This window comes from Brumimicrobium aurantiacum (assembly GCF_003402975.1).
In the GTDB taxonomy this organism is placed as follows: Bacteria; Bacteroidota; Bacteroidia; order Flavobacteriales_D; family Crocinitomicaceae; genus Brumimicrobium; species Brumimicrobium aurantiacum.
Window position 1 is genome coordinate 160,333 of record NZ_QURB01000006.1, and the last position, 23,860, is coordinate 184,192.

Annotated in this window: 17 protein-coding genes; 10 read left to right on the forward strand and 7 right to left on the reverse strand. The window is 34.5% G+C overall.

What is annotated here, in order from left to right; all coding sequences use genetic code 11:
• Nucleotides 1–6: 6 nt before the first annotated feature.
• Both xseB and dinB read left to right on the forward strand, forming a co-directional pair.
• Nucleotides 7–216, forward strand: a complete 210-nt coding sequence (gene xseB / locus DXU93_RS10625; protein ID WP_116881269.1) for an exodeoxyribonuclease VII small subunit — start codon at nt 7–9, stop codon at nt 214–216.
• Nucleotides 209–1,291: a DNA polymerase IV gene (gene dinB / locus DXU93_RS10630; protein ID WP_205679258.1), complete on the forward strand. Its 1,083-nt coding sequence runs from the start codon at nt 209–211 to the stop codon at nt 1,289–1,291. Before xseB ends, dinB begins: the two co-directional genes overlap by 8 nt.
• 11 nt (nt 1,292–1,302) lie before the next feature.
• On the opposite strand, the gene DXU93_RS10635 is transcribed toward dinB, so the two are convergent.
• The 3 genes from DXU93_RS10635 to DXU93_RS10645 form a co-directional block, all read right to left on the reverse strand.
• A complete protein-coding gene (locus tag DXU93_RS10635; protein ID WP_116881270.1) occupies nt 1,303–2,589 on the reverse strand; it encodes a UDP-N-acetylmuramoyl-tripeptide--D-alanyl-D-alanine ligase in 1,287 nt (428 codons plus the stop codon).
• Nucleotides 2,590–2,650: 61 nt separating this feature from the next.
• A complete protein-coding gene (locus DXU93_RS15135; RefSeq protein ID WP_205679259.1) occupies nt 2,651–4,675 on the reverse strand; it encodes an SUMF1/EgtB/PvdO family nonheme iron enzyme in 2,025 nt (674 codons plus the stop codon).
• Nucleotides 4,676–4,756: 81 nt separating this feature from the next.
• Nucleotides 4,757–5,740 carry a PorP/SprF family type IX secretion system membrane protein gene (locus DXU93_RS10645; protein WP_165851388.1) on the reverse strand — a complete coding sequence of 328 codons (984 nt, stop codon included), beginning with the start codon at nt 5,738–5,740 and terminating at the stop codon, nt 4,757–4,759.
• 175 nt (nt 5,741–5,915) lie between these two features.
• Here DXU93_RS10645 and porU point away from each other — a divergent pair, with 175 nt between their 5' ends.
• The 3 genes from porU (at nt 5,916) to ispF (ending at nt 11,653) form a co-directional block, all read left to right on the forward strand.
• Nucleotides 5,916–9,782, forward strand: a complete 3,867-nt coding sequence (gene porU, locus DXU93_RS10650) for a type IX secretion system sortase PorU (RefSeq protein WP_116881272.1) — start codon at nt 5,916–5,918, stop codon at nt 9,780–9,782.
• 123 nt (nt 9,783–9,905) lie between these two features.
• On the forward strand, nt 9,906–11,177 hold the full coding sequence (gene porV / locus DXU93_RS10655) for a type IX secretion system outer membrane channel protein PorV (RefSeq protein WP_116881273.1): 1,272 nt from the start codon (nt 9,906–9,908) through the stop codon (nt 11,175–11,177).
• Nucleotides 11,177–11,653 (forward strand): 2-C-methyl-D-erythritol 2,4-cyclodiphosphate synthase, encoded by a 477-nt coding sequence (gene ispF, locus DXU93_RS10660; protein WP_116881274.1) that lies wholly within the window; start codon nt 11,177–11,179, stop codon nt 11,651–11,653. Before porV ends, ispF begins: the two co-directional genes overlap by 1 nt.
• 209 nt (nt 11,654–11,862) lie before the next feature.
• Here the strand turns inward: ispF and feoB are convergent, their stop codons facing one another.
• Nucleotides 11,863–13,929 (reverse strand): ferrous iron transport protein B, encoded by a 2,067-nt coding sequence (gene feoB, locus DXU93_RS10665; RefSeq protein WP_116881275.1) that lies wholly within the window; start codon nt 13,927–13,929, stop codon nt 11,863–11,865.
• Nucleotides 13,930–14,097: 168 nt separating this feature from the next.
• On the opposite strand from feoB, the gene wecB reads away from it, so the two are divergent.
• On the forward strand, nt 14,098–15,246 hold the full coding sequence (wecB, locus tag DXU93_RS10670; protein WP_116881276.1) for a non-hydrolyzing UDP-N-acetylglucosamine 2-epimerase: 1,149 nt from the start codon (nt 14,098–14,100) through the stop codon (nt 15,244–15,246).
• Nucleotides 15,247–15,308: 62 nt separating this feature from the next.
• Here the strand turns inward: wecB and DXU93_RS10675 are convergent, their stop codons facing one another.
• Complete coding sequence (locus DXU93_RS10675; RefSeq protein WP_116881277.1) at nt 15,309–16,601, reverse strand: T9SS type A sorting domain-containing protein; 1,293 nt, start codon at nt 16,599–16,601, stop codon at nt 15,309–15,311.
• Between the two features lie 224 nt (nt 16,602–16,825).
• On the opposite strand from DXU93_RS10675, the gene rpsO reads away from it, so the two are divergent.
• Together rpsO and DXU93_RS10685 are read left to right on the forward strand one after the other, a co-directional pair.
• Nucleotides 16,826–17,095, forward strand: coding sequence for a 30S ribosomal protein S15 (gene rpsO / locus DXU93_RS10680; RefSeq protein ID WP_116881278.1), 270 nt, complete (start codon nt 16,826–16,828; stop codon nt 17,093–17,095).
• A 127-nt stretch (nt 17,096–17,222) separates the two neighbouring features.
• Nucleotides 17,223–19,361 carry a polyribonucleotide nucleotidyltransferase gene (locus DXU93_RS10685; RefSeq protein WP_116881279.1) on the forward strand — a complete coding sequence of 713 codons (2,139 nt, stop codon included), beginning with the start codon at nt 17,223–17,225 and terminating at the stop codon, nt 19,359–19,361.
• A gap of 156 nt (nt 19,362–19,517) precedes the next feature.
• Here DXU93_RS10685 and DXU93_RS10690 read toward each other — a convergent pair whose 3' ends face one another.
• Nucleotides 19,518–20,471 (reverse strand): alpha/beta hydrolase, encoded by a 954-nt coding sequence (locus tag DXU93_RS10690; RefSeq protein ID WP_205679260.1) that lies wholly within the window; start codon nt 20,469–20,471, stop codon nt 19,518–19,520.
• A gap of 53 nt (nt 20,472–20,524) precedes the next feature.
• Here DXU93_RS10690 and pabB point away from each other — a divergent pair, with 53 nt between their 5' ends.
• Both pabB and tilS read left to right on the forward strand, forming a co-directional pair.
• Nucleotides 20,525–21,727 carry an aminodeoxychorismate synthase component I gene (gene pabB / locus DXU93_RS10695; RefSeq protein ID WP_116881280.1) on the forward strand — a complete coding sequence of 401 codons (1,203 nt, stop codon included), beginning with the start codon at nt 20,525–20,527 and terminating at the stop codon, nt 21,725–21,727.
• On the forward strand, nt 21,720–22,907 hold the full coding sequence (tilS, locus tag DXU93_RS10700) for a tRNA lysidine(34) synthetase TilS (protein ID WP_116881281.1): 1,188 nt from the start codon (nt 21,720–21,722) through the stop codon (nt 22,905–22,907). The genes pabB and tilS overlap by 8 nt, the downstream gene beginning before the upstream one ends.
• On the opposite strand, the gene DXU93_RS10705 is transcribed toward tilS, so the two are convergent.
• Complete coding sequence (locus tag DXU93_RS10705) at nt 22,908–23,741, reverse strand: alpha/beta fold hydrolase (RefSeq protein WP_116881282.1); 834 nt, start codon at nt 23,739–23,741, stop codon at nt 22,908–22,910. It abuts the gene before it with no gap.
• Between the last annotated feature and the right edge of the window lie 119 nt (nt 23,742–23,860).

The following is a 23,860-nucleotide window of genomic DNA, read 5'->3' on the forward strand; positions in this document are numbered from 1 at the left end:
AGAGCAATGAAAGTAACAGAAAAAACAACTTATGAAGAAGCACTTCAACGATTGAAGGAAATTGTTGGTGCCTTGGAAGCGAAAGAAGTAAAAATTGATGATTTATCAGGAACAGTAATCGAAGCAAAGGAATTGGTTGACTTTTGTCGTACAAAATTAGACAAAACAGAAGAAGACATTAAACGTATCATTGCTCCAGACGACGAAGTTGAATAAGGAAGAAGTTATACAAAAAATTATCCATGTGGATATGGATGCATTTTACGCTTCTGTTGAACAGCGTGATAATCCTGATTTACGAGGAAAACCAATTGCTGTTGGTGGACTGGGAGGAAGAGGAGTGATTGCTGCTGCAAGTTACGAAGCACGAAAATTTGGTGTGCGTTCTGCAATGCCTTCCCGAGTTGCTTTGCGCAAATGTCCAACCTTGTTATTTGTCAAACCGACATTTGAGAAATACAAAGCCGTTTCTAACGAAATTAATGCCATATTTCACCGTTATACTTCAATTGTAGAACCTTTGTCTCTAGATGAAGCCTTTTTAGACGTTACCTATTCGAAATATGAAATGCAATCAGCTACTTTAATTGCGCAAGAGATTAAGAATGATATTCGCAATGAATTGAGTTTAATTGCTTCAGCGGGTGTTTCATACAACAAGTTCTTGGCGAAAATTGCTTCTGATCAGGACAAGCCGGATGGTTTGTTTGTTATTCCTCCTGAAGAAGGTCCAACATTCATCAAACAACTTCCAATTGAAGACTTTTTTGGTGTGGGAAAAGTCACCGCTGAAAAAATGAAAGCCAATAATATTTTCGTAGGTGAGGATTTATTAGCTTATTCAAAAATTGAATTACAGCAAATGTTTGGTAAAACAGGGAGTTTCCTTTACGGAATTGCCAGAGGAATTGACCATAGAAAAGTAAAAGCTACCCGCATTAGAAAAAGCGTTGGTGCGGAACAAACTTTCTCTGAAAACATAAATGACGAAATCAGTATCAATGAAAAGTTCACCCAAGTATTTGAAAAGTGGTGGGAAAGATACGAGAATCACAAATTAAAAGGACGAACTGTTACCTTAAAGATTCGCAATTTTGAATTTGAAACCATCACCAGATCCATCACAGAAACAGAGTACATTACCAATAAATCAGATGTTCGCCAAAAGTTAACTGACCTTATGAGAGAATCTATAGTTGCGGGTGTTCCTATTCGATTAATTGGTGTTTCAATTAGTGGATTTGAAATAGAAGAAACAGATACAGAAGTTCAACAACTTACTTTTTGGTAGAATAACTTTGGCTAAATAACCTCCATTAACTTTTCTAATCCAATTCCACGCGATCCTTTCAACAAAATAAGATTGTCTTCTGGAGTAGCGATTGAAATGAAATCTTTTGCAGCTTGTGTATCTTCAAATGCGAGAATATCATGTTTTTCTTTCAAGCTTGAGAATATTTTACCGACAAACATTCCTTGTAAATTTAATGCTTTACTCAATTCGATGATTTCAGTATGAAAATGTAATGTGTTTTCTCCTAATTCGAGCATGTCACCAAGAACAAACATTTTATTTTCTTTAGTAATTTCAGAGAAGTTTTCTAAAGCCGATTTCACACTCGTAGGATTTGCATTGTAGGCATCCAAAATCACAGTATTGTAATCTGTGGTTTCAAGTTGAGAACGATTATTATTAGGTTTGTATGCTTCTAAAGCATTATTGATATCTTCTTGATTCACTTCAAAATATTGTCCGATACAAATTGCAGCGAGCATATTGTAGAAATTATACTTTCCAATTATTTGTGTTGATACGGTAGGAGAGGAGTACTCCTTATTTGACCATTTAAAGCTTAATAAAGGAGTAAGTTCAACTTGACTTCCTTGTACATTATAATCACCATTGACTCCATAAGTTGATGTAGAACAAGCTTGAGGCAATTGTTTTTCTAGGACTTCATCATTTCCATTATAAAAAAGATGCCCTTCAACTTCTTCAATAGCTCTGTATAATTCTGTTTTAGTTATAAGTATATTTTCAGGACTACCAAATCCTTCGATATGGGCATATCCAATATTGGTAATGATTCCATGTGTTGGTGCTGCGATATCCGTTAGTTCTTTTATATCTCCAATTTTACTAGCCCCCATTTCAATGATTGCAATATCATGTTCTTTGTTCAGTTGGAGTAGGGTAAGGGGAACTCCAATATGATTGTTCAAGTTTCCTTGTGTAAAATGAATATTATATTTCTGTTGTAGAACGGCAGCGGTTAATTCTTTCGTTGTTGTTTTTCCATTTGTTCCTGTGATTCCTATAACAGGGATATCAAACTTTTTTCTATGGTAATTGGCTAATTGTTGAAGAAAAACTAAAGCGTCTTCGACGTAAACAAGATTTTGGTGATCTTTTAAATTTACATCGTCAACAACAGCATATTTAGCACCTTGTTCAATCGCTTTTAGGGCATATTTGTTTCCATCAAAATTATCACCTTTTAAAGCAATGAATAAGTTATCTTTTTCAATTTTTCTGGTATCAGTAGAAACACCAGTACATTCTTCTAAAAGTTTGAATTTATCTTCCATAGTATAAAATAAAAAAGTCCCGACATAACTGTCGGGACTCAAATATAGTGAAAACTTCTTTTTATTTTCTTTTTGTTTTCTGATTCATTCCACCTGGACTACCAATTCTGTCCATAGCACATCTGAATCCAATATAATCAGTGGCTTGATCTTCATCAAGGAATCTTCTGTTTCCACCTACCATCCAGTAAGCTCTGTCTTTCCAAGATCCACCTTTATAAACTCTAGATTTGTTTGATACCAAAGTCGTTGGCCAAGCTGTACGATCATCAGGACCTCCTGGTTTAATTCCAGAACCTTTTAGGTCATACTCTTCATGTTCACTTTGATACATTACTAATTCTGGATCACGTCTTGCTTGGTTAATGTCATTCATACGTTCAGTATTGTCGTAGTGAATTGAAGACTCAATATCACCATCTAAATAATCGATATAATCTGCTCTTCTGTAGTTAAGACGTCCAATATTTTCTTCTTCAGTAACATCTCTATATTTTAATTTACCTGGTGTTTCAACCATGTAATCAGCAAAACCATCTCTTAAAATTGAGATAATTTCATAAGCATACTCACCTCCTAAATCACCTTCTCTAAATTCATCGATAAAGATTCCTTCAAATAGATTTTCTTGAACATACATAGAAGCCTCTGCGTCTAATTTATCATTTTTATATTCAACGGCTTTGTCAAGAATAGCATTGATCTCTTTAAGGATTCTCAATTCCTCTTTATCTTTTTCACTATTATGAGAAACATAGTATGGGTCTGGAGCATATCCTCTAGCAACAGGGTTTTTAGATTCATTTGTTTTCATGATTCCATCAGTAATAACATCGTCATCTGGATCATGTTTTGCAGCAGAAACTCTTTGGAAACGGATTCTTTCAAATTCGTTTAAGTATTCTTTCATTCCATGAACATCATATTCTGTTTGGAAGTTCTTTTCATCAATGGCTCCCTCATAGTTCAATACTTTAGTTTGGAAAACATTTCCTCTAAATGGTCTAAAGTCATCAACATCTTCTGAAGATAGAGGTCTGTAAACATCAAGTACCCATTCAGCAACATTACCTGCCATATTATACAATCCATTGTCATTTGGCCAATAGTGATCAACTGGAGCAGTTACATCAGCACCGTCATTTAAGTTTCCAGCAACTCCCATATAATCACCTCGACTTCTTCTAAAGTTAGCGCGAATCTCACCTTGGAATTCTTCGTTGTCTTGACGAACATAGTGTCCATCCCATGGATAAATTCTACGACTTGAAATTACTTCAGTGTCTTCACCTTTTAAGTTTCCAATTAATCCGTAGTATGCAAACTCCCACTCAGCTTCTGTTGGCAGTCTGTAACGTGGTAGTAGAATACCGTCAGACATTCTTACACGTCTTTCTCCTAATTCGTTACCTCTCTTACCTGTCAATTTAGAAGGATTTAAATCTGTAAGGTTTTGACGAATACTCTCGTCACCTTTTCCATTTAAGTAAGCTTCAGTATTAAATGTCGTTTCATCTGTTTGATTAATGTTGAAATCTAAAATTCCCTCACGAATCAACAAATATTCATTTACTCGGTCGGTTCTCCACTTACAGTAATCATTAGCTTGTAACCAAGAAACACCAACAACAGGATAGTCTCTGTATGCTGGATGACGAAGGTAGTAATCTACATATTTCTCATTAAATCCAAGCTTTGAACGCCATACCAATGTATCAGGTAATGCATTTTTATAAACCATTGGATAAGTTCCATTATAGGCTCTATGCAACCAGTATAAATATTCATTCCAATGAAAATTAGTAACCTCCGTTTGATCCATGTAGAAGCTAGAAACTGTTACACGTCTTGGTCTATTGTTCCAATCGTACATAACATCGTCCTCAACACGACCCATCGTAAAAGTACCCCCTTGAACGAGTATTAATCCAGGTCCAGTTTCTTGATCAACAAAAGGAACTTTTTGAAAACCACCCATTCCTGGATTGTTATAGTCCCAACCTGTGGTGTTAGATGTCTCCCTTGAACAAGAAGAAACGATTGCTATGGCTCCAATTGCCATAACCCACTGCGTTAGTCTTTTCATATTATTGGTATTTATTTTCATAATTCAATTCTTCGTCTAATATACAAATAACGTGTTTTTTATCTTTAGTTACAAAATTTCTTAAAAAGAAGGACAAGAAATTGTTCTAAAGCTTGGTTTTTTAACCTTACAAGATAAGTCTAATCCTAATGATATTTCATGTGAACCTCCAGATACACCGTTGTTCAATGCAGATACTGTAACATCATAACTGTATCCTACCTTAAATTTCCCTGTATTTACTCCAGCTGATAAAATGAATGCATCTCTAGAACGGAACCATGCACCAGCTGTTAATGCGCCATATTGTACATAAGTACCCAATAATGTTTCCATAAATCCTTGTTGATATTGGAAAATCATATTTGGCATAATAGATACATTGTTGTTGTATTTTGAACTTGAACCTAGAGGGATTTTAGCTCCTGCATGTCCAGTAAAACGGATAGGCATTCTACTTTGACCAATTATCATTGATTCATCAGGCATGTTTAAGTGATGTGCAGATACTCCAAAGAAAAACTGCTCAGTAAATCCAACCATTCCTGCTGACACATCAAAAAATCCTCTCGAACCACCTCTTGGCACATCTCCAGTAGCATATATAAAACCTCTACGTGGGTCAATCATATCTCCAAAAGTTAAACGATCCCAATCCAATGATTTTTGATTCCAAGTTGCTTTCCCGGCAAACATCATAGTGAATTTACGGTTTACCTTTAAGTGATAGTTGTAAATCAAACTTAAAGTGGTGTGGTTAATTGTTCCTTTTCCTTGCTGGTCATGCGTCATTATAACACCAATTCCGCCATTCATTCCTTTGATGTATTGATCATAGGAAGCTGAATATGTAACATAAGATCCCGAAAGTGCTGGCCATTGATTTCTGTAGTTTACAGCAAATCGTGGACAACCATGACTACCCGCAAATGCAGGGTTTAAATAGATTGGATTCGCATAAAATTGCGAAAATTGTGGGTCTTGTGCGTATGTTTTGTTGTTAAATGCATTGATAACCAGTATTGTTAATAATGCAAGTAACGGAGATATAGTTTTTCTTAGCATAGTTAATCTTTTCAGATTTGATAAACATCCGTCAATTTTACGAAAAAAAAAGCGCATAGTTACAAATAAAATAAAGTTCTTTTAAAATATGTTTAAAATGTTGTCGTTTATTATGCAACAATAGCGCTATTATTAAATCTTTTTTAGAACTTGGCGACTTTCAAAATTATTTAAAATGAATAAAGTATTTTCTCTGTTAATTTTATTTTTTCTTGTTGTTTTTTTAGGTCAATACAGCTACGCTCAGAATGAAGTAACTGTTGATTTGAAATGGGAGGAAGAATCTGATTATATAGTTGTGCCATCAGGAAAAATTGAGATACCTAATTTAGAAGGTGCTGTATTTGATGGTGAAGACTTTATATATATAGCACAATATAAAAGACTTTCTTCTTCATTAGATTGGAGTTTTGACCTTTTATCTTACCAATCCTCTCCTGTGGATAAAGTGATGAGTTCATTTATTGAAGATAACGGAATTGAAGTTGGTACTGCTCCAAAATTTCAGATTAAAAATATAAAGGATAGAGGTAGACCAATCGCCGTTTTAGAGCTAAATCCTTTTGTGAAAGTCAATGGTCAGGTTCGAAAAGTAGAAACTATTGTATTTAAACAAACTTCTCAAAATAATTTTTCAAATAAAGACCCAGAATTTGCTCTAGAGTCTGTATTAAAAAGTGGAAGTGGAGAATGGTATAAGATCTCAGTAGATAAAGATGGTATTTATAAAATAGATTATAATTTTTTAAACAGTATTGGAGTTAATGTTAGTAGCCTAGATCCTGCCGATATAAATATTTATGGTAACGCTTTTGGAATTTTACCAGAATTAAATAGTGAATACCGTCCTGATGATTTGTTGAAAAATGACATCCAAATTGTTGGGGAAGGAGATGGTTCTTTTGATGAAGGTGATTACATTCTTTTTTATGGAAGAGGTCCTCATAAATGGGAAGAAAGTACAGGCAGATTTAGATTTATCAGAAATATTTATTCTAGTCTAAGTACCTATTACATAAATATTGATTCTGGAAATAGTCCAGCTCGAATCCAAAATGCCGATATTTCGCAAAAGCCTGCAACACACGTTGTAACTAATTATAGTTCTTATGCTGTTCATGAAAAAGAACTCAGAAGTCTTATGTTTGGAGGTCAGCGTTGGTATGGAGAGGAGTTTGATGCTGAATTGAATCAAAGTATTTCAATGAACATAGCGGATTTAAACAGTTCTGAAGATGTAGAACTAAGAGCCTTTATGGCAGGAAATGTCGGAGGTTCAGTATTTAATTTTCGATACAATGGTAATTTAATAGGAACAGATACAGTAGGAAGTCCAGCTGAAGCAAGTTATAATCGAACTGGATTTAATTTGGCTCCTGGTATTTTCACACCAACATCTAGTAATTTTACAATTAACATAGAGTTTGATCGTAACACTCCAGATGCAAAAGGTTATTTGGATTTTATAGAGGTGAATGCACGTAGCTTTCTACGATTTAGTAATGGTCGTGAATTTAGAGATTTAGAATCTGTTGGTGCAGGTAATGTTGCTGAAATGCGAATGACCAATACTCCATCAAATGCTAAGGTTTGGGAGATTACTGAACGTACCCAACCTAAAATAGTTCAAGGTTCTAATTCGAATGGTACTTTTAGCTTTAACGTAGCTACCGATAGTTTGAGACAATTTATCACTTTTGATGGTTCACAATATAATACTCCAAGTTTTGTTGAAAGAGTTCAGTCTCAAAATCTACATGCCTTAGGTTATGCAGATTATTTAATCGTTACCCATCCACTTTTTGTCTCTCAGGCAAATAGATTAGCTTCATTACATGAAAATAATGGTTTATCAGTGCATGTTGTATCAACTGAACAGGTTTACAATGAGTTTTCAGGAGGAACGCAGGATCCAACTGCAATAAAGTATTTTGCAAAAATGTTTTATGACCGTGCGGAAGGAGATGTTTCTAAACAACCAAAATATATGTTGTTGTTTGGTGATGGAACTTATGATCCATTAGATAGGGTAGAGAATAATAATTATATGGTTCCTGTCTATGAAACAGAGAACTCAGAAAACTATGTTTCTTCTTTGGTTTCTGATGATTATTTTGGATTGTTAGACGACAACGAATCTTTTAATATTTCAGATAAAATGGATATTGCCGTCGGTAGATTTACCGCAACTACAACAATTCATGCCCAGATTCTAGTCGATAAAGTAGAACACTATATGAAAAATGGTTCTGATTTGTTTTCTTCAGGTGATATGTCTTGTGGTGAGTGTGATGAAGGTGACAAAAATTCAACTCATGGAAATTGGAGACAAAGGTATACTTTGATTGCAGATGATGAAAATCAATCTCAATTCATAGATGATTTAGAGTTCGGTTATAATTATTTTGAAAACAACCATCAGGAAATGAATGCGATTAAAATTTATTCCGATGCTTTTGAGCAAACTACAACTGCTGGAGGAGAAAGATTCCCTGATGTCAACGATGCAATCCAGAGAAGTATTGATGCAGGATCTTTGGTTACGTGTTATGTTGGACATGGCGGTTCTGCAGGAGCGGCTCAGGAACGTATTATTACAGTAGGCGAGGTGTTAGACCAAACAAATATTGATGAGTTAACATTATTTGTTTCTGCAACTTGTGAATTTTCAAGAATTGATGACAACCGTCAAGTTTCAATAGGGGAATATATGGCTTTGAATGATGAAGGAGGAGCAATTGCTTTGATGACTACTTCGAGAGCCGTATATATTTATACAAATACTGCAGTGACGGAAGAGTTTTTCCAAAATGTTTTTGAAAGAAATGCCGATAATGAGCCATTAACTTTTGGAGACATTATAATAAACACCAAAAATCAATCTTCGGGTGGATCTGATAAGAGAAGTTTTATGTTGATTGGAGATCCTGCTTTAACAATTGCATTGCCTTATGAGAAAGTTGTGGTTGATAGTGTTAATTCAATTTCTGTACTTTCTGCAGCTGATACTTTAAAAGCGCTTTCTAAGTCAAGTATGTCAGGTCATATCGAAGATCAATTTGGGAATCTTTTAAGTAGTTATAATGGAATCGTTCAGCCAACAATTTACGATAAAGCTTCAGAACGTACTACATTAGGACAAGATGCTGATTCCCCTGTTAGAACCTTCGATCAACAAGAAAATATTCTTTTTAAAGGTAAGGCTACAGTCTCGAACGGTTATTTTGACTTTGATTTTATTGTTCCAAAAGACATTAATTATGCATATGGAAATGGAAAGGCAACATTTTACTCCTGGAATACAAGTAACACAGAGATTAACGCTGGAGGTTATTCCAAAAACTTTTTGATTGGTGGGATTGATACGTCGGGATTAAATGATCAATTGGGGCCTGAAATAGAGTTGTATTTGAATGATGAAAGCTTCGTAAATGGAGGGATTTCAAATGATTTCCCTATTTTAATTGCCCATTTATACGATGAAAGTGGAATTAATACTGTAGGAAATGGAATAGGTCACGATATTACAATGATTTTGGATGACAATACGAGTGATGCCACCGTGTTGAATTCTTACTATGAATCAGATTTAGATACCTACCAAAGTGGGAGTTTAACTTATCAAATGGATAAGCTTACTCCAGGTTTACACACTTTAACTTTTAAAGCTTGGGATGTCAACAATAATTCTAGTGAAAAGGTAATTGAATTTACAGTTCATGAAGAAGAGGATATTGCTCTTGAACATGTTTTAAATTATCCAAATCCATTTACTACGCATACGGAGTTTTTCTTTGAGCATAATCAAGTTTGTTCTGCCTTAGAAACGCAAATTGAAATATTTACTGTAACGGGAAGATTGGTGAGAACAATTAATAAGTTGGTGGAAACAAGAGGGTTTAGAACTGAAGGTGTTGCATGGGATGGTCGAGATGATTTTGGAGATCAATTGGCAAAAGGAGTGTATGTTTACCGTGTTACAATTGAAAATCCTGACGGAGAGAAAACTCAAGAAATGCAAAAACTTTATCTTTTAAAGTAACTTTAGTGTTTTAACACAATAAATTTTGTTAGAATACGTATATTTGTTGATTCGAAAATGTTTGAATCCATTTGGGGGCATTTTTAAGCACCTGAATTTTTAAAGTCGATTAATAACACATAGATGATTAAAAAATATTTTTTAGCCGGTTTAACTACTTTATTGACAACTGCTGCGATAGGGCAGTCCTCAGATGCAAAGGATGCCTCAGAATTGCAATTGAACGCAATTACCACTGCGGTTCCTTTCTTACAAATTACCCCAGATTCTAGATCAGGTGCGTTAGGAGATATTGGAACGGCCTTGAGTCCATCTTCAAATTCTTTCTTTTGGAACACATCTATGTTGGCGTTCTCAGAAGAAGATTCTGAAATTTCATTGTCTTACTCTCCATGGTTACAGAATATTGCAAGTGATATTAATTTATCTCACCTTGCAGGATTTGTACGTTTGAACGAAAGAAATGTAATCGGTGGTTCATTACGTTATTTTACATTGGGTGAAATCGTTTTTACGGACAATAATGGTGTTAAAACCCTTCAGCATAATCCTTCTGAATTAGAGTTGTTGGGAGGTTATTCATTTCAATTGAATGAAAAATTCTCACTTGGATTAAATGGTAAATTTATTTACTCTGATTTAACGGCTGGTGTAAATACAGAAGGTGGTACAAGTAAACCTGGTATTGCTGGTGCGGCTGATGTTTCGTTTTCTTACTTTAGTGATGATGTTCGTTATGGAAGTACTCCAGGTTCTTTGGCTTTTGGTATTACTTTGAATAATGTAGGTAACAAAATGACATATTCAGCAGATGATACGGATCGTGACTTCTTACCAACAAATTTAAAGTTAGGAACAGCTTTAACTTTCGAATTAGATAGTTATAATAGTTTGACGTGGGCTGCAGATGTTTCAAAGTTATTGGTTCCAACTCAACCTTTAAGAAGTTCAAGTTCGGGAGATATTATTTCTGGTTACGATCCAAATGTTGGTGTAGTAGCAGGGATGTTGCAATCATTTTATGACGCACCAGGAATTTATGTTGAAGACGAAAATGGTGAACCGATTCAAAATGCAGATGGAACTTACCAAGTTGAGAAAGGATCGCGCCTAAAAGAAGAACTTAATGAAATAATGATTGGTACAGGTTTAGAATACTGGTACAATGATTTATTTGCTGCGAGAGCAGGTTACTTTTATGAGCATATGACTAAAGGAAATCGTCAACACCTAACGTTTGGAGTTGGATTGAAGTATAATGTGTTTGGAATTGACTTTTCTTACTTAACTTCTTTGAAGACGAATAACCCACTTCAAAATACAATCCGTTTTACTTTAAGATTAAATCTAGAAAGTAACAAAGGTGGGAGTAATGGTGATATAAAGCCAGAGTAATGAATATCAAAATTGGTTTTGGAGTAGATGTCCATCAATTGGTTGAAGGACGTGATTTGGTGGTTGGAGGAGTGAATGTTCCTTCTGAAATTGGAGCGCTAGGACATTCTGATGCAGATGTGCTTTTACACGCTATTTGTGATGCTATGTTGGGTGCTTTAAATCTAAGAGATATAGGTTTTCATTTTTCTGATCAAGATCCAAAATATAAGAATATCGATTCTCAAATCCTGTTACGCGATACTTTTAAATTGATAAAAGAAAAAGGTTTTCATTTAGGAAATTTAGATGCGACAGTAATTCTTGAAAAACCAAAATTGAATCCACATATTCCTCAAATGCAGGAAACGATTGCTAGAATTTTGGAAACAGAAATTGATAATGTTTCAATTAAAGCTACAACTCACGAAAAAGTTGATTCTTTTGGTACACAGAAAGCTTTGAAGGCTTATGTCGTTTGTCTACTAACGAGGTAGGTTTTAAGACTTCATTCTCACTCTGTTTCTCACTCTAAAACATTGTTTACTCTTTCTATAAACTCTATACTGATTAAACTAGTCTTGAGCTTTAAAACTTAATTTTCACTCTGAAACATTGTTTTCCCTTTCTTTAAACTCTATACTGATTAAACTTGTCCTGAACTTTAAGATTTCATGCTCACTCTGTCTCTCACTCTGTCTTTGAGTTATCCTAAAACGTTAAAGGTTAGCCATGAAGCCACATATGCAATTGCTGTAAAGCTAATAAACTGAACAATTGTCACTATCCAGCTACCAGTTTCTTGACGAACAACCGCAATAGTACTCATACATTGAAGTGCAAAAACGTAGAAGATTAAAAGTGAGAATGCAGTTGCATAAGAGAATTTAATAGCTTTTAAACCTTTTTCGTTTTCCTCACCGCCTTCTACACTGTAAATGGTAGACATCGTACCAACAAAGACTTCTCTAGCGGCAAATGAAGCAACAAGGGCAATTCCAATTTTCCAGTCAAATCCTAATGGTTGAATGGCTGGTTCGATGGTTTTTCCCATAATTCCAAGGTAAGAGTTTTCAATTTTTTCGCTGTTCATCTTAGCGTAAAGTGAATCTACTTTGGTTTCATTTTCTGTAATTAATGTTTCGTATTTCGTTTCAATTTTTTCAAATCGATCGCCAGGACCAAAGTAGGAAAGTACCCAAAGAATAATTGAGGCAACAAGGATAACTTTACCGGCTTGAACTACGAATATTTTACCTTTGTTGATCATAGTGTTCAACGCATTTCTGAAGCTTGGAACTTTGTAGTTAGGTAATTCAAGTATAAAACTATTGTCGCTATTTTTAGAGGAAAAAATATTGATTACAATAGCCACTAATAGTCCAACAACAAATCCAAGTAGATAAAGTCCCATCATGTATAAACCTTGAACACTTACAAATCCCCATATATATTCGTCTGGAGCGATAAATGAAACCAGGAAAACATAAACTGGTAGTCGGGCAGAACAAGCCATTAACGGAGTGATGAAGATAGTTATGAACCTTTCTTTTCTGTTTTCAATGGCACGCGCAGCCATAATTGCAGGGATCGCACAAGCGAAACCACCTACTAATGGTACGACAGATTTTCCATTCATCCCAAATCTTTTGAGTAATCCATCAGCCATAAAGCTTACCCGTGATAAATAGCCAGTATCTTCAAGAATGGCAATTAACGCAAAGAGGATCATTATCTGTGGTACGAAAACAAATACGCCGGCTAATCCAGCGAAAATTCCATCTACAATGAAATCTGTAAACCAAGAATCAGGAAGGAAATTTCCAACCCAAATCCCTAAATCGACAATTCCATCATTGATTAAGTCCATTGGATAGGATGCAAAAGTGAATATGGCTTGAAAAATCACAAAGAAAACCGCCAAAAAGATAAAGAGTCCCCAAACTGGATGTGTAACATATTGATCAATTTTATCAGTGATGTTTTTTTGCTTATCTTTTGATTTTTTAATGTAAAACTTTTCTGTCGCTTTGTTTACCGTCGATACACGATCACTGATTTCTAATATTTCTTCTTTTAAAGATTCATAATTATTCTTCTTCGTAATCGCATTTAATTCTTGCAGTTCCTTTTCCTCAAGTAGTGTTTTCGCATTGTTAATTTGCTTGAACAACATATAAGGCGTCCTCGAATTGAATAAATGTTTCGAATCTTCAAGTAATGAAGTATATTGACCAGCCTTGAAAAGTGACTGTTCTGTTGGTTTTAGTTGTTGAGTGGCAATTTCTAATAACTCATGAATACCTTTCTTTTTACGCGCTGAAATGGCGGTTACAGGTATGTCAAAATAGCGAGAAACTTCATCGATTTTTAATTGGTCACCACTTTTTTCAATGATGTCAACCATGTTAATGGCTAAAATAGAAGGGATCCCCATTTCAATAACCTGAGAAGCCAAGAATAAGTTCCTTGCCAAATTTGTTCCATCAGCAACAATAATGAGCAAGTCAGGAAGATCTTTAGAATCAGGATTCAATAAAATATCTTGAACTACTTTTTCGTCATCATTTTTTGAAGATAAACTATAAGTACCAGGAAGGTCTATCAATTCGCAAACTTGTTCATTTGGAAGTTTAATCGTTCCTGAACGTTTGTCAACAGTGACTCCTGGATAATTTCCAACTTTTTGATTTAAGCCAGTTAATTGGTTAAACAATGATGTTTTTCCAGAATTTGGATTTCCAACTAACGCGATTTTTTTATTCTTTCCCATTTCACTGCAAAAGTGCCAAAAATAAATTGGATATTTAATACCAATTTAATGGTATTTATAATTGTTTTAAATAAGCTTTTGAGTTGAAATAATGATATTCTCATTATTTGTGATGTATTCCGTTGAACTTCCTTATTTTAATTATTTTTGAATTCTAAATTGAACTCCATGAAAAAGATCATCACCATCATTGGTGCAAGACCTCAAATTATCAAATCCGCAGCTTTATCGCGTGCGATACAAACTAAGTTTAAAGATGAATTATCGGAAGTATTGGTGCATACAGGGCAGCATTACGATGAGAAAATGTCTGAAGTTTTTTTTACAGAACTAGGCTTGTCAAAGCCAGATTACAATTTAAATATCGGCTCGGGTTCACATGGTGTTCAAACTGCTGAAATGATTTCAGGACTAGAACAGTTGTTTATAGATGAAAAGCCTGATGCAATTGTTGTTTATGGAGATACAAATTCGACATTGGCAGGAGCAATAGCGGGTTCAAAAATGGGAATTCCGATTGTTCATATTGAAGCAGGTTTAAGAAGTTTTAATAAATCTATGCCCGAAGAAATTAATCGTATTATGTGCGACCATGTTTCAACTTTGCTTTTCTCACCAACCAAAACTGGAGTTGAGCATTTGAAAAATGAAGGATTTAAGTTGGATAATGAAGCACCTTTTAACGCAGATAATCCTAAAGTTTACCATAGTGGAGATATTATGTATGACAATAGCCTTTACTTTTCAGAAAAATCAGAGGAGAATAGGGAAATACTTAAGGAATTCAATTTAGACCAAAGTCCTTACTTTTTAGCGACTGTTCATCGAGGGGCGAATACAGACCATCCAAAGAAATTGAAAGCAATTTTTGATGCCTTTTTTGAAGTGATGGAGCAACATCCTGAACATTCAATAGTATTGCCACTTCACCCGCGAACACAGAAATGTATGGAGCAACATTTTGAGGAAGGTTATTTGAAATCTATTCAATCATCACCTCAACTTAAAATTATTCCACCGGTTTCTTTTTTAACGATTATCACTTTAGAAAAACACTGTGAATTGGTGATTACGGATAGCGGAGGTCTACAAAAAGAGGCTTACTTTTTTAAAAAACCATGTGTTATTTTACGTCCAGAAACAGAATGGGTAGAAATCGTTGAACAAGGAGTGGCTAAAATTGTAGATGCTGATAAAGATCGAATTGTTGAAGGGGTGAAAGAAATGATGTCCAAAAGAGACGTTGAATTTCCACTTTTGTATGGAGATGGAAAAGCCGCTGAGTTTATTGCTGAAGAAATTTTAAAACATTGTTAAAACCATAAAATAAACACAAGACTTAAAGTGCTTTAATTAAGTCTTGTGTCATATTGTGTATTTTATTCTATTATTAGTTTCTTGGTTATGCTATTTCCTTCTGATTCTATGTAAAGAAAGTAAATACCTTTTTGAAAGCTACTCACATCTATAACTACATTTGATTGAAGAAACTCTTTCTTGTATATCATTTGACCATTTACATTCAATAGAGTGATTTTATCTATAGCATAATCTTCTAATATAAGATGAACTTCATTGTTGGCTGGGTTTGGATACATCAATAATTTATCGCTTAAGCCCTCAAAGCTTAAACTATTTGTACCATTTCCATTATGACATGGTGTTGGATCTAGTGGTGTATTACAAATACAAAACTCTGTTTCTCCACAGACTTCGCTCAATAAAAATTGAGTGATATATTGTTCTGTAGTGTCAAGATATGCAGCACTGGATTGGTGTGGAACATGGTCAGCGCCGTAATGAGCTTTAAAACAGTTTTTAATCCCAAGATTATCTGCTTTCAGGTGTACACTTTCACTGCCATCTACTTCCATGATGTCAAAAATTGCAATTGAAATTTGTCCTGTTCCAAATGGTACTGTTCCATCTTGGTCACCATGTAAACTTAGGATAGGAGTAGAGTTATTGTCCATCCAAGTGGTGTCTCCAATTGCACCTGCGAGACTCACAATTGCTTTTACATTAGAAGTATGGCCAGGATTTCCTGAATTACCTTCTAATCCACCGAGTAAGGAAGGATCGGTCATGTCTATATAAGACGGGATTTCAGAAGTTTGGTCAAGAAAACTAAGATTTATTGCAGTGAATCCTCCGGCAGAACTTCCGACCAAGTATATATTTGTTGTATCAATACCATATGGATTGTTATCATCTGCTACTGATTTCTTGAAAAACCTCACTGCAGCTCTGGCGTCTTGTGTTGCGCGCATCACAGCTTCTGAAGCATCAGCTTCACTTGGTCCTGTAACCGTAACCAAATTGTTCATACCTAATCTGTAATTGATTGAGGAGGTTACATATCCTTTTTTTGCGAATGATTCTGCAAGTGGTACAACTCCAGTTCCTTCTTTCGAACCAAAAACAAAAGAACCACCGTGTATAAAAATGATTAAAGGTCGCTCGGTTTCTGTATCTCCAGATGGACTATAAATATCGAGGAGTAAATTCTGGTTACTTCCATCAAAGTTTACATTTGAACCATACTGTATATCTTGGGTGATGCTGAAGTTTGAAAATATTTCAGTATCATATCTTCCATTGGTACAATTTTGAGCCTTAGAATTTGAAAAAGAAATCAAAATAGAAGCAAAAAGCATTAAAATTTTATTCATAATTGTAGTATTACATTAAAGTATAGTGATCTAATAATCACCTAAAAATACAATAATATCTGGAATTTTAATTTTAAATGGAGAGTAGCAAAGGATTCATTACTGCTATAGTGTGAAATATTGAAATTAATTGCTTAATAAATAGTATTACAAAATAAAAAGTCTATCTTTGCGGCTGTGTTTGAAAAAGCACGTACATAAAAATCATTAAAAATAATATTGGAATGTATTTATCACAAGAGAAAAAAGAAGAGATTTTCAAAAAGCACGGAAAATCAGAAAAAGACACTGGTTCTGCAGAGGGACAAATTGCTTTATTCACTTACAGAATTAGTCACTTGACTGGTCACTTGAAAAATAATCGTAAAGATTACAATACACAACGTGCACTTCAGTTATTAGTTGGTAAGAGAAGAAGTTTACTTGACTATTTGAAGAATAAAGACATCGTTCGTTACCGTGCGATTGTTAAAGAATTAGGATTGAGAAGATAATCTATCAATCAAAATTATGTAAGAAAAAGGGGGGCGATCGATATTATTCGAAGTTCCCCTTTTTTGTTAAAATGAAATTAAAGAATCTAATTTCTTTAATTTTTTGATAAAAAGTAAATAAATAAATATGAATATAGGAATAAAAAAGTCCATCACTATCGGAGGTAAAGATATCTCTGTAGAGACTGGAAAGCTTGCTAAGCAGGCAGACGGTTCAGTAGTGTTACAAATGGGCAACACAGTTTTATTAGCTACTGCTGTGTCATCAAAAGAAGCTAAAGAAGGAATTGATTTTCTACCTTTAACAGTAGATTATCGTGAAAAATTTGCTGGTGCCGGTCGTATTCCAGGTGGATTTTTACGTCGAGAAGGTCGTCCATCAGATTTGGAGATCTTAATCATGCGTTTAGTCGACAGAGCATTACGTCCGTTATTTCCAGATGATTACCATGCAGATACGCAGGTAATGATTCAAATGATGTCGTATGACGGTGAACACATGCCTGATACTTTGGCTGGATTTGCTGCGTCAGCGGCAATTGCAGTTTCTGATATTCCATTTAATGGACCAATGTCAGAAGTACGTGTTGCACGTATTGATGGTGAATTTGTTGTTAATCCATTGCGTTCAGAATTGGACAAAGCAGATATGGAATTAATGATTGCAGGAACCATGAAAGATGTGGTAATGATTGAGGGAGAAATGCACGAAGTGCAAGAATCTGATTTAATCGAAGCAATTAAAGTAGCGCATGATGCTATTAAAGAACAATGTCAGTTCCAATTAGATTTGGCTGCAGAAGTTCCTGGTTCTTCACCAAAACGTGAGTACTGTCACGAAAATAATAATGAAGAAATTAAGCAAAAAATAAATGACTTTGCTTACGCAAAATGTCAAGAAGTTGCACGTCAAGGTTCTGCTGATAAAAACAAGCGTTCTGAAGGATTCAAAGCAATCAAGGAGGAAGTAAAAGCATTGTTTACTGAAGAGGAATTGGCTGAAAACGAAAAGTTGATTGGAGGATATTTCTCTAAAACAATGAAAGAAGCTGTTCGTGACGTTATTTTGAACGAACGTGTTCGTTTAGATGGAAGAAAATTCGATGAAATTCGTCCAATTTGGAGTGAAGTAGATTATTTACCAATGGTTCACGGTTCTGCTGTGTTTACAAGAGGTGAAACTCAATCATTGACTACTTTAACTTTAGGTGGTAAAATGCAAGAGCAAATGATTGATGCGGCAACGTATCAAGGAACTGAGAAGTTCATGCTTCACTATAACTTCCCGCCATTTAGTACGGGTGAAGCTTACCCAATTAGAGGGGTTTCTCGTCGTGAAGTAGGACACGGTAACTTGGCATTGCGTGCATTAAAATATGTATTGCCAGAGGATAATCCTTACACAATTCGTTTGGTTTCTGAGATTTTAGAATCAAACGGTTCTTCTTCTATGGCTACTGTTTGTGCAGGTACTCTTGCATTAATGGATGGTGGGATTCCAATTAAAGCACCAGTTTCTGGTATCGCAATGGGATTAATCATGAATAAAGAAGGAAAATACGCAGTATTGTCTGATATCTTAGGAGATGAAGATCACTTAGGAGACATGGACTTTAAAATTACGGGTACAGCTGAGGGAATTACAGCATGTCAGATGGATATTAAAGTTGATGGATTACCATACGAAGTATTGACGGAAGCTTTAGAACAAGCAAAAGCAGGGCGTATCCATATTTTAGGTGAATTGAACAAAACGATTTCTGAGCCAAGAACAGAATTAAAACCATCTGCTCCAAGAGTAGAAACAATTCGCGTTCCTAATGAAGCAATCGGTGCAATTATCGGGCCTGGTGGAAAAATCATTCAACAAATTCAAAAAGATACAGGAGCAACTGTAATGATTGAAGAGGATGAAAACACAGGAGAAGGAATTGTTCAAATCTTAGCTGAAGGTGCAGAGCCAATGGATGCTGCAACTAAATCTATTCGTTCAATAGCATTCCCTCCAACTGTAGAGGAAGGTGCAACATACGAAGGAAAAGTAAAATCAGTTCAAGCCTATGGAGTATTTGTTGAAATATTACCAGGTGTTGATGGGTTGATTCACGTTTCAGAATTTGCTAACGAGCGTATCGCTAAAATGGAAGATGTTGCCAAAGAAGGTGATTTATTGAAATTTAAAGTGGTTGGTCGTGATCCAAAATCTAAGAAATGGAAACTTTCTCGTAAAGTTTTACTTCCAAAAGAAGAGAAAAAAGAAAGTTAATTTAAACGATTTTCAAAATATAAAACCGTCCCGAGCAATTGGGACGGTTTTTTTGTGTCTTGTTTTAACTTGTATGAACTACTAGAAGTAGAGAAGGAATGAGAAACTTATTATTCCTTGAATAAATGTATTGTGGTTAAAATGAAGAATAAATTTTTAATCCTTAGATGCTTCACTTTTTTTAATGAATGTTACAAGTGTTGGAAGTAGCTCAGGATGCAAAGGTAATCCTGGTTTGTAATATGTTTCTGTGTTTTTCTCCTTGTTCATAGGTGCTTCTTTAAATATATGATTCATTCCATCAATGATTACAAGTTCAGCAGACTTACTACCTCCATATTGTAGGTGAGCGTCTTCTTCTGTTACTTGGATATCTGTTGAACCATGTACGATTAAAGTCGGGATTCTAACTTTTCCAATTTCTTCCTTTGGATCGAATTTTAACCAAGAAATTAAATAGGGTTGAACGCTTGGACGAAATAAGCCTGCTAATTCAGGAGAAACATTCGTTGCCTTTTTTCCTTTTTTTAATTTTTTGAAAATTTCCCTCACCTCCGAAATGATAGAAGGCGTTTGATCGTTTAATTGCTCAATTAATACTTTGTCAATTGTTCTTCCTGTTCCAGCAATAGATATGTATTTGTTTACTTTACCTGTTTGGGCAGCCAACATTCCTATTAATGAACCTTCAGAATGACCAATTAAAATTATGTTTTCGAATTTTTTAGCATTAAGGTAATCAATCCAAGCATTTACAATGGTTACATTGTCTTCAAATTTTAAATCTTTTTCTTCAATAGTGGCTTCACTTTTACCGACCATTAACTTGTCATATCTCAAACTTGAAATTCCTTCTTTTAAAAGTCCCTCAGCGAGGAGTTTGTAGTTATTTGTTTGAACCAAAACACTGTTCCCATCACGATCTGTAGGACCAGAACCTGGTATAATAATTACAATTGGAGATTCTTTCTTCTTTTCAGTGGTTAATAAGCTTCCATAGATTTTGCCCAAATCTGTTTTTACCTTCACTTTTTTTGCTTCTTGAGCCCATGAAAAAGTATGAAATGATAAAAACAGCACGACAAGTGCAGACCAAGTTAAGCGCTTCATAGTATATTTAATTAAATTAGCAGTTACTTTGTAATATTAAGAATAAAATTCAAATGAAAAGTGTTTATTCGTACATAAATGATAACAAGAATCGGTCTGTATTGGCCTTTGAACCTACTTATTTGTTTGAGTGTCAGGAGAATTTTACTTGTTTAGAAAAAATTGTTTCTTTTTTAGAAAATCATAAAGGTGATTATTGTTTTGGTTATTTTACTTATGATTTAAAAAATGAAATTGAAGATTTATCTTCTCATAATCCTGACCGAATAGCTTTTCCAAAAGTTGGTTTTTTTGTTCCTAAATATGTCGTAGAATTTGATGCTAATGGAAATCAACATTTTTTGAAAGGAGAAGCCAATGAAGATACTGAATCTTTCATTACTGAATTTTTTACCAAAGAGAATAAAACACCTGTAAACAATGTTAAACTCACAGCGGGCTTAAGTCAGCGTGATTACATTTCAACAATTGCAGCTTTACAAGATGAAATTCAGTTTGGAAATATTTATGAGGTTACTTTTTGTCAAGAATTTTATGCCGAAAACAGCCATATTGATCCAATTGCAACTTATTTTGCTTTAAATAAAAAAACGAAAGCTTCATTTTCTTGTTTCTTGGCATGGAAAGATAAATATCTATTGTCTGCAAGTCCTGAGCGATTCCTAAAACGCGAAGGGAATAAACTCATTTCTCAGCCCATCAAAGGAACAGCTAAAAGAGGAATGAATGCAGTAGAAGATGAACAGTTGAAAAAAGATTTATTGGCAAGCGAAAAAGAACGTGCCGAAAATGTAATGATTGTTGATTTAGTGCGAAATGATTTGTCAAGAATTGCAAAACGTAATTCTGTAAATGTAGATGAGCTATTTGGTGTTTACACTTTTGAAACGGTTCATCAATTAATTTCTACAGTTTCCGCTGAAATTGATAAAGAAACTTCACTTTTAGAGATCCTGAAAGCACTTTTCCCTATGGGAAGTATGACAGGTGCACCAAAAATTAGCGCTATGCAGTTAATTGAAAAACATGAGACCTTCAAAAGAGGTTTATATTCTGGGAGTGTAGGCTATTTTAAACCAAATGGCGATTTTGATTTTAATGTGATAATCAGAAGTATATTGTACAATGAAAGTGAAGGTAGTATTAGTTGTCCTGTTGGAGGAGCGATAACGCTAAAATCTACTCCAGAAGCAGAGTATGAAGAATGCATGATCAAAGTAAAAGCCCTAAAAGAAGTATTGAATACAAATGACTAATGCTATTAAATATTGGGTGGCGTGTAGTGGTGGAGTAGATTCGGTTGTGCTTCTACATTTAATGCATAAACTATATCCTCAAGAATTAGGAATTTTGCATTGTAATTTCGGATTGAGAAGTAATGATTCGGATGGAGATGAAGCATTTGTTCGGAATTTAGCTCAGCAATTGAATGTTCCAATTAGGGTGAAGTTGTTTGATACACTTCAATATGGTCAAGACAAGAGAATGAATACTCAATTGGCCGCTAGAGAATTGCGTTATACTTGGTTTGAGCAAGTCATTCAAAAAGAAAATGGAACTGTGCTTTTAGCACACCATTATGATGATCAGCTAGAGACTTTCTTTTTGCAATTGCGTCGAGGAGGAAAAGTGAAAGGTTTATCGGGAATGCCGAGATTTAGAAATGGCTACTTAAGACCATTATTGAATCACCGAAAATCTGATTTAATTGAATTGGCGCAAAAAAATCAATGGAAATGGCGAGAAGATGTTTCTAATACAAAGAATGATTATACTAGAAACTGGTACCGTAACCAAGTATTATTTCAGCTGAAAAACAATGATTTTCCACTGCATGAAGTTGTTCCTTTAATGCATCTATTTCAGAAAGTGATGACATTTATTGATGGGGTTAAAGTTGAACGAGAAATTCAAATTTCTGAGTGGTTAAAATTACCCATTTGGGTTAAAGACCATTTATTGTTTATCCATGAGATAGGGGAGTATAGTGCTGTAGAAATTGATCGATTGGCCAAATCTTCAAAAGGAAAGTATATCGGTAACGACAAAGTCAAAGTTTGGAATGAAGGTCAATCTTTAGTTTTTAATCATAAAGAGCATAAAGAAAAGTTTGACACTATTAAAATTACAAGGTCAGCAAAAGATGAAATTGTATTGAATGATCGAGATTTATTTCTAGATGTCAAAAAAGTAGAGGGGAATCTTTCTGTACGTAAGTGGAAAAAAGGAGATCGTTTTCGTCCTTTAGGTATGAAAGGGGAGAAATCTTTAGGTAAATTTTTACGAGATAGAAAAGTAGCTGCGCATTTGAAAGAGGATATCCTTGTATTAGTAAATGAGAAGAACATAATTTTAGGTGTTTTTGGATTTGGAGTAGGGGAAAACTTCAAAATTGAGGAAAGCACAAGAACGGTTCTTCGAGTTGAATGTATTTAGTTATTTCTCATAATCTTCAAAAGTCATTATTGTAAATAGTTTCTCTAAAATATGTGGTTTGAAAATATCATGTCCATAGGGTATTTTATGCAATGCTTTTGGTTGTTCAACCTTCTTTAAAAACTGAATAGCACTTTTAGCTGTGATGATTTTGTCATATTCTCCAATGATAATTTTAAATGGGATTTTATTGTTGTTTAAACTTTGTTTAATCAATGTTGAATTTGGTCGAAGTTGACGAAATGCGCTCCATGTTTTATAGGACATTTTAAACTTTTCAGGATCACTAGTGTAGAATTCCAAGAAACTCACGATTTTGGGATGAATGATTTTTACTTTAGCCAAAGCCTTGGCAATTAACATTAGTTCTTTAGGCTTTTTTATCCATCTTCTAAATAACATTCTAGCCCACCATCTGTGTTGCGACCAGCTATAGAAGTTTGAATTGTTGAGTCCGTCAGGTGCTATTAAATTTAAACTTTGAACCCGATCAGCAAAATGATGGAAAGTACTTAGCGTAAATCTTCCACCTTGCGAATAGGCTACCCAATGAAAAGTTTCTACTTTTTCTTTTTTTAATAATTTTTCTAACAATTTTTTAACATCTTTATCTGTGATCAAATTTTTGTGAATTCTTTCCGAATCAAATGTGGAGAAACCATGCAGAAAAAGATGAACTGAAATTACTTTTCTGCCTTTTGTAGCAAGAAACTCAAAATCGCTAGCCGTCCTGCCATTGCCATGAAAACAGAGGATTATATGTTCACCTTCTCCATAAACTTCGTAGGCAAGTTTCATGTCTTGGTGGGTAACATTTTTGATCTTTTGATTCATATTGAGTCAAGAATAAACAGTTAAATTTTTATATTCTGAGGTGTATAATTTTTGCATTCCTATAATTCAGTAAAAAATATCAAGATTAAACCTATGCATGCTTATAAAAGTAGTAAAAA

What these genes read in the sequence shown, in the direction of transcription:
- DXU93_RS15135 (WP_205679259.1), bottom strand. Translation starts at nt 4,675, where the DNA reads ATGAAAAGACTAACGCAGTGGGTTATGGCAATTGGAGCCATAGCAATC.
- DXU93_RS10685 (WP_116881279.1), top strand. Translation starts at nt 17,223, where the DNA reads ATGAATATAGGAATAAAAAAGTCCATCACTATCGGAGGTAAAGATATC.
- feoB (WP_116881275.1), bottom strand. Translation starts at nt 13,929, where the DNA reads ATGGGAAAGAATAAAAAAATCGCGTTAGTTGGAAATCCAAATTCTGGA.
- porU (WP_116881272.1), top strand. Translation starts at nt 5,916, where the DNA reads ATGAATAAAGTATTTTCTCTGTTAATTTTATTTTTTCTTGTTGTTTTT.
- xseB (WP_116881269.1), top strand. Translation starts at nt 7, where the DNA reads ATGAAAGTAACAGAAAAAACAACTTATGAAGAAGCACTTCAACGATTG.
- DXU93_RS10690 (WP_205679260.1), bottom strand. Translation starts at nt 20,471, where the DNA reads ATGAAGCGCTTAACTTGGTCTGCACTTGTCGTGCTGTTTTTATCATTT.
- porV (WP_116881273.1), top strand. Translation starts at nt 9,906, where the DNA reads ATGATTAAAAAATATTTTTTAGCCGGTTTAACTACTTTATTGACAACT.
- DXU93_RS10645 (WP_165851388.1), bottom strand. Translation starts at nt 5,740, where the DNA reads ATGCTAAGAAAAACTATATCTCCGTTACTTGCATTATTAACAATACTG.
- rpsO (WP_116881278.1), top strand. Translation starts at nt 16,826, where the DNA reads ATGTATTTATCACAAGAGAAAAAAGAAGAGATTTTCAAAAAGCACGGA.
- tilS (WP_116881281.1), top strand. Translation starts at nt 21,720, where the DNA reads ATGACTAATGCTATTAAATATTGGGTGGCGTGTAGTGGTGGAGTAGAT.
- DXU93_RS10705 (WP_116881282.1), bottom strand. Translation starts at nt 23,741, where the DNA reads ATGAATCAAAAGATCAAAAATGTTACCCACCAAGACATGAAACTTGCC.
- DXU93_RS10675 (WP_116881277.1), bottom strand. Translation starts at nt 16,601, where the DNA reads ATGAATAAAATTTTAATGCTTTTTGCTTCTATTTTGATTTCTTTTTCA.
- DXU93_RS10635 (WP_116881270.1), bottom strand. Translation starts at nt 2,589, where the DNA reads ATGGAAGATAAATTCAAACTTTTAGAAGAATGTACTGGTGTTTCTACT.
- ispF (WP_116881274.1), top strand. Translation starts at nt 11,177, where the DNA reads ATGAATATCAAAATTGGTTTTGGAGTAGATGTCCATCAATTGGTTGAA.
- wecB (WP_116881276.1), top strand. Translation starts at nt 14,098, where the DNA reads ATGAAAAAGATCATCACCATCATTGGTGCAAGACCTCAAATTATCAAA.
- pabB (WP_116881280.1), top strand. Translation starts at nt 20,525, where the DNA reads ATGAAAAGTGTTTATTCGTACATAAATGATAACAAGAATCGGTCTGTA.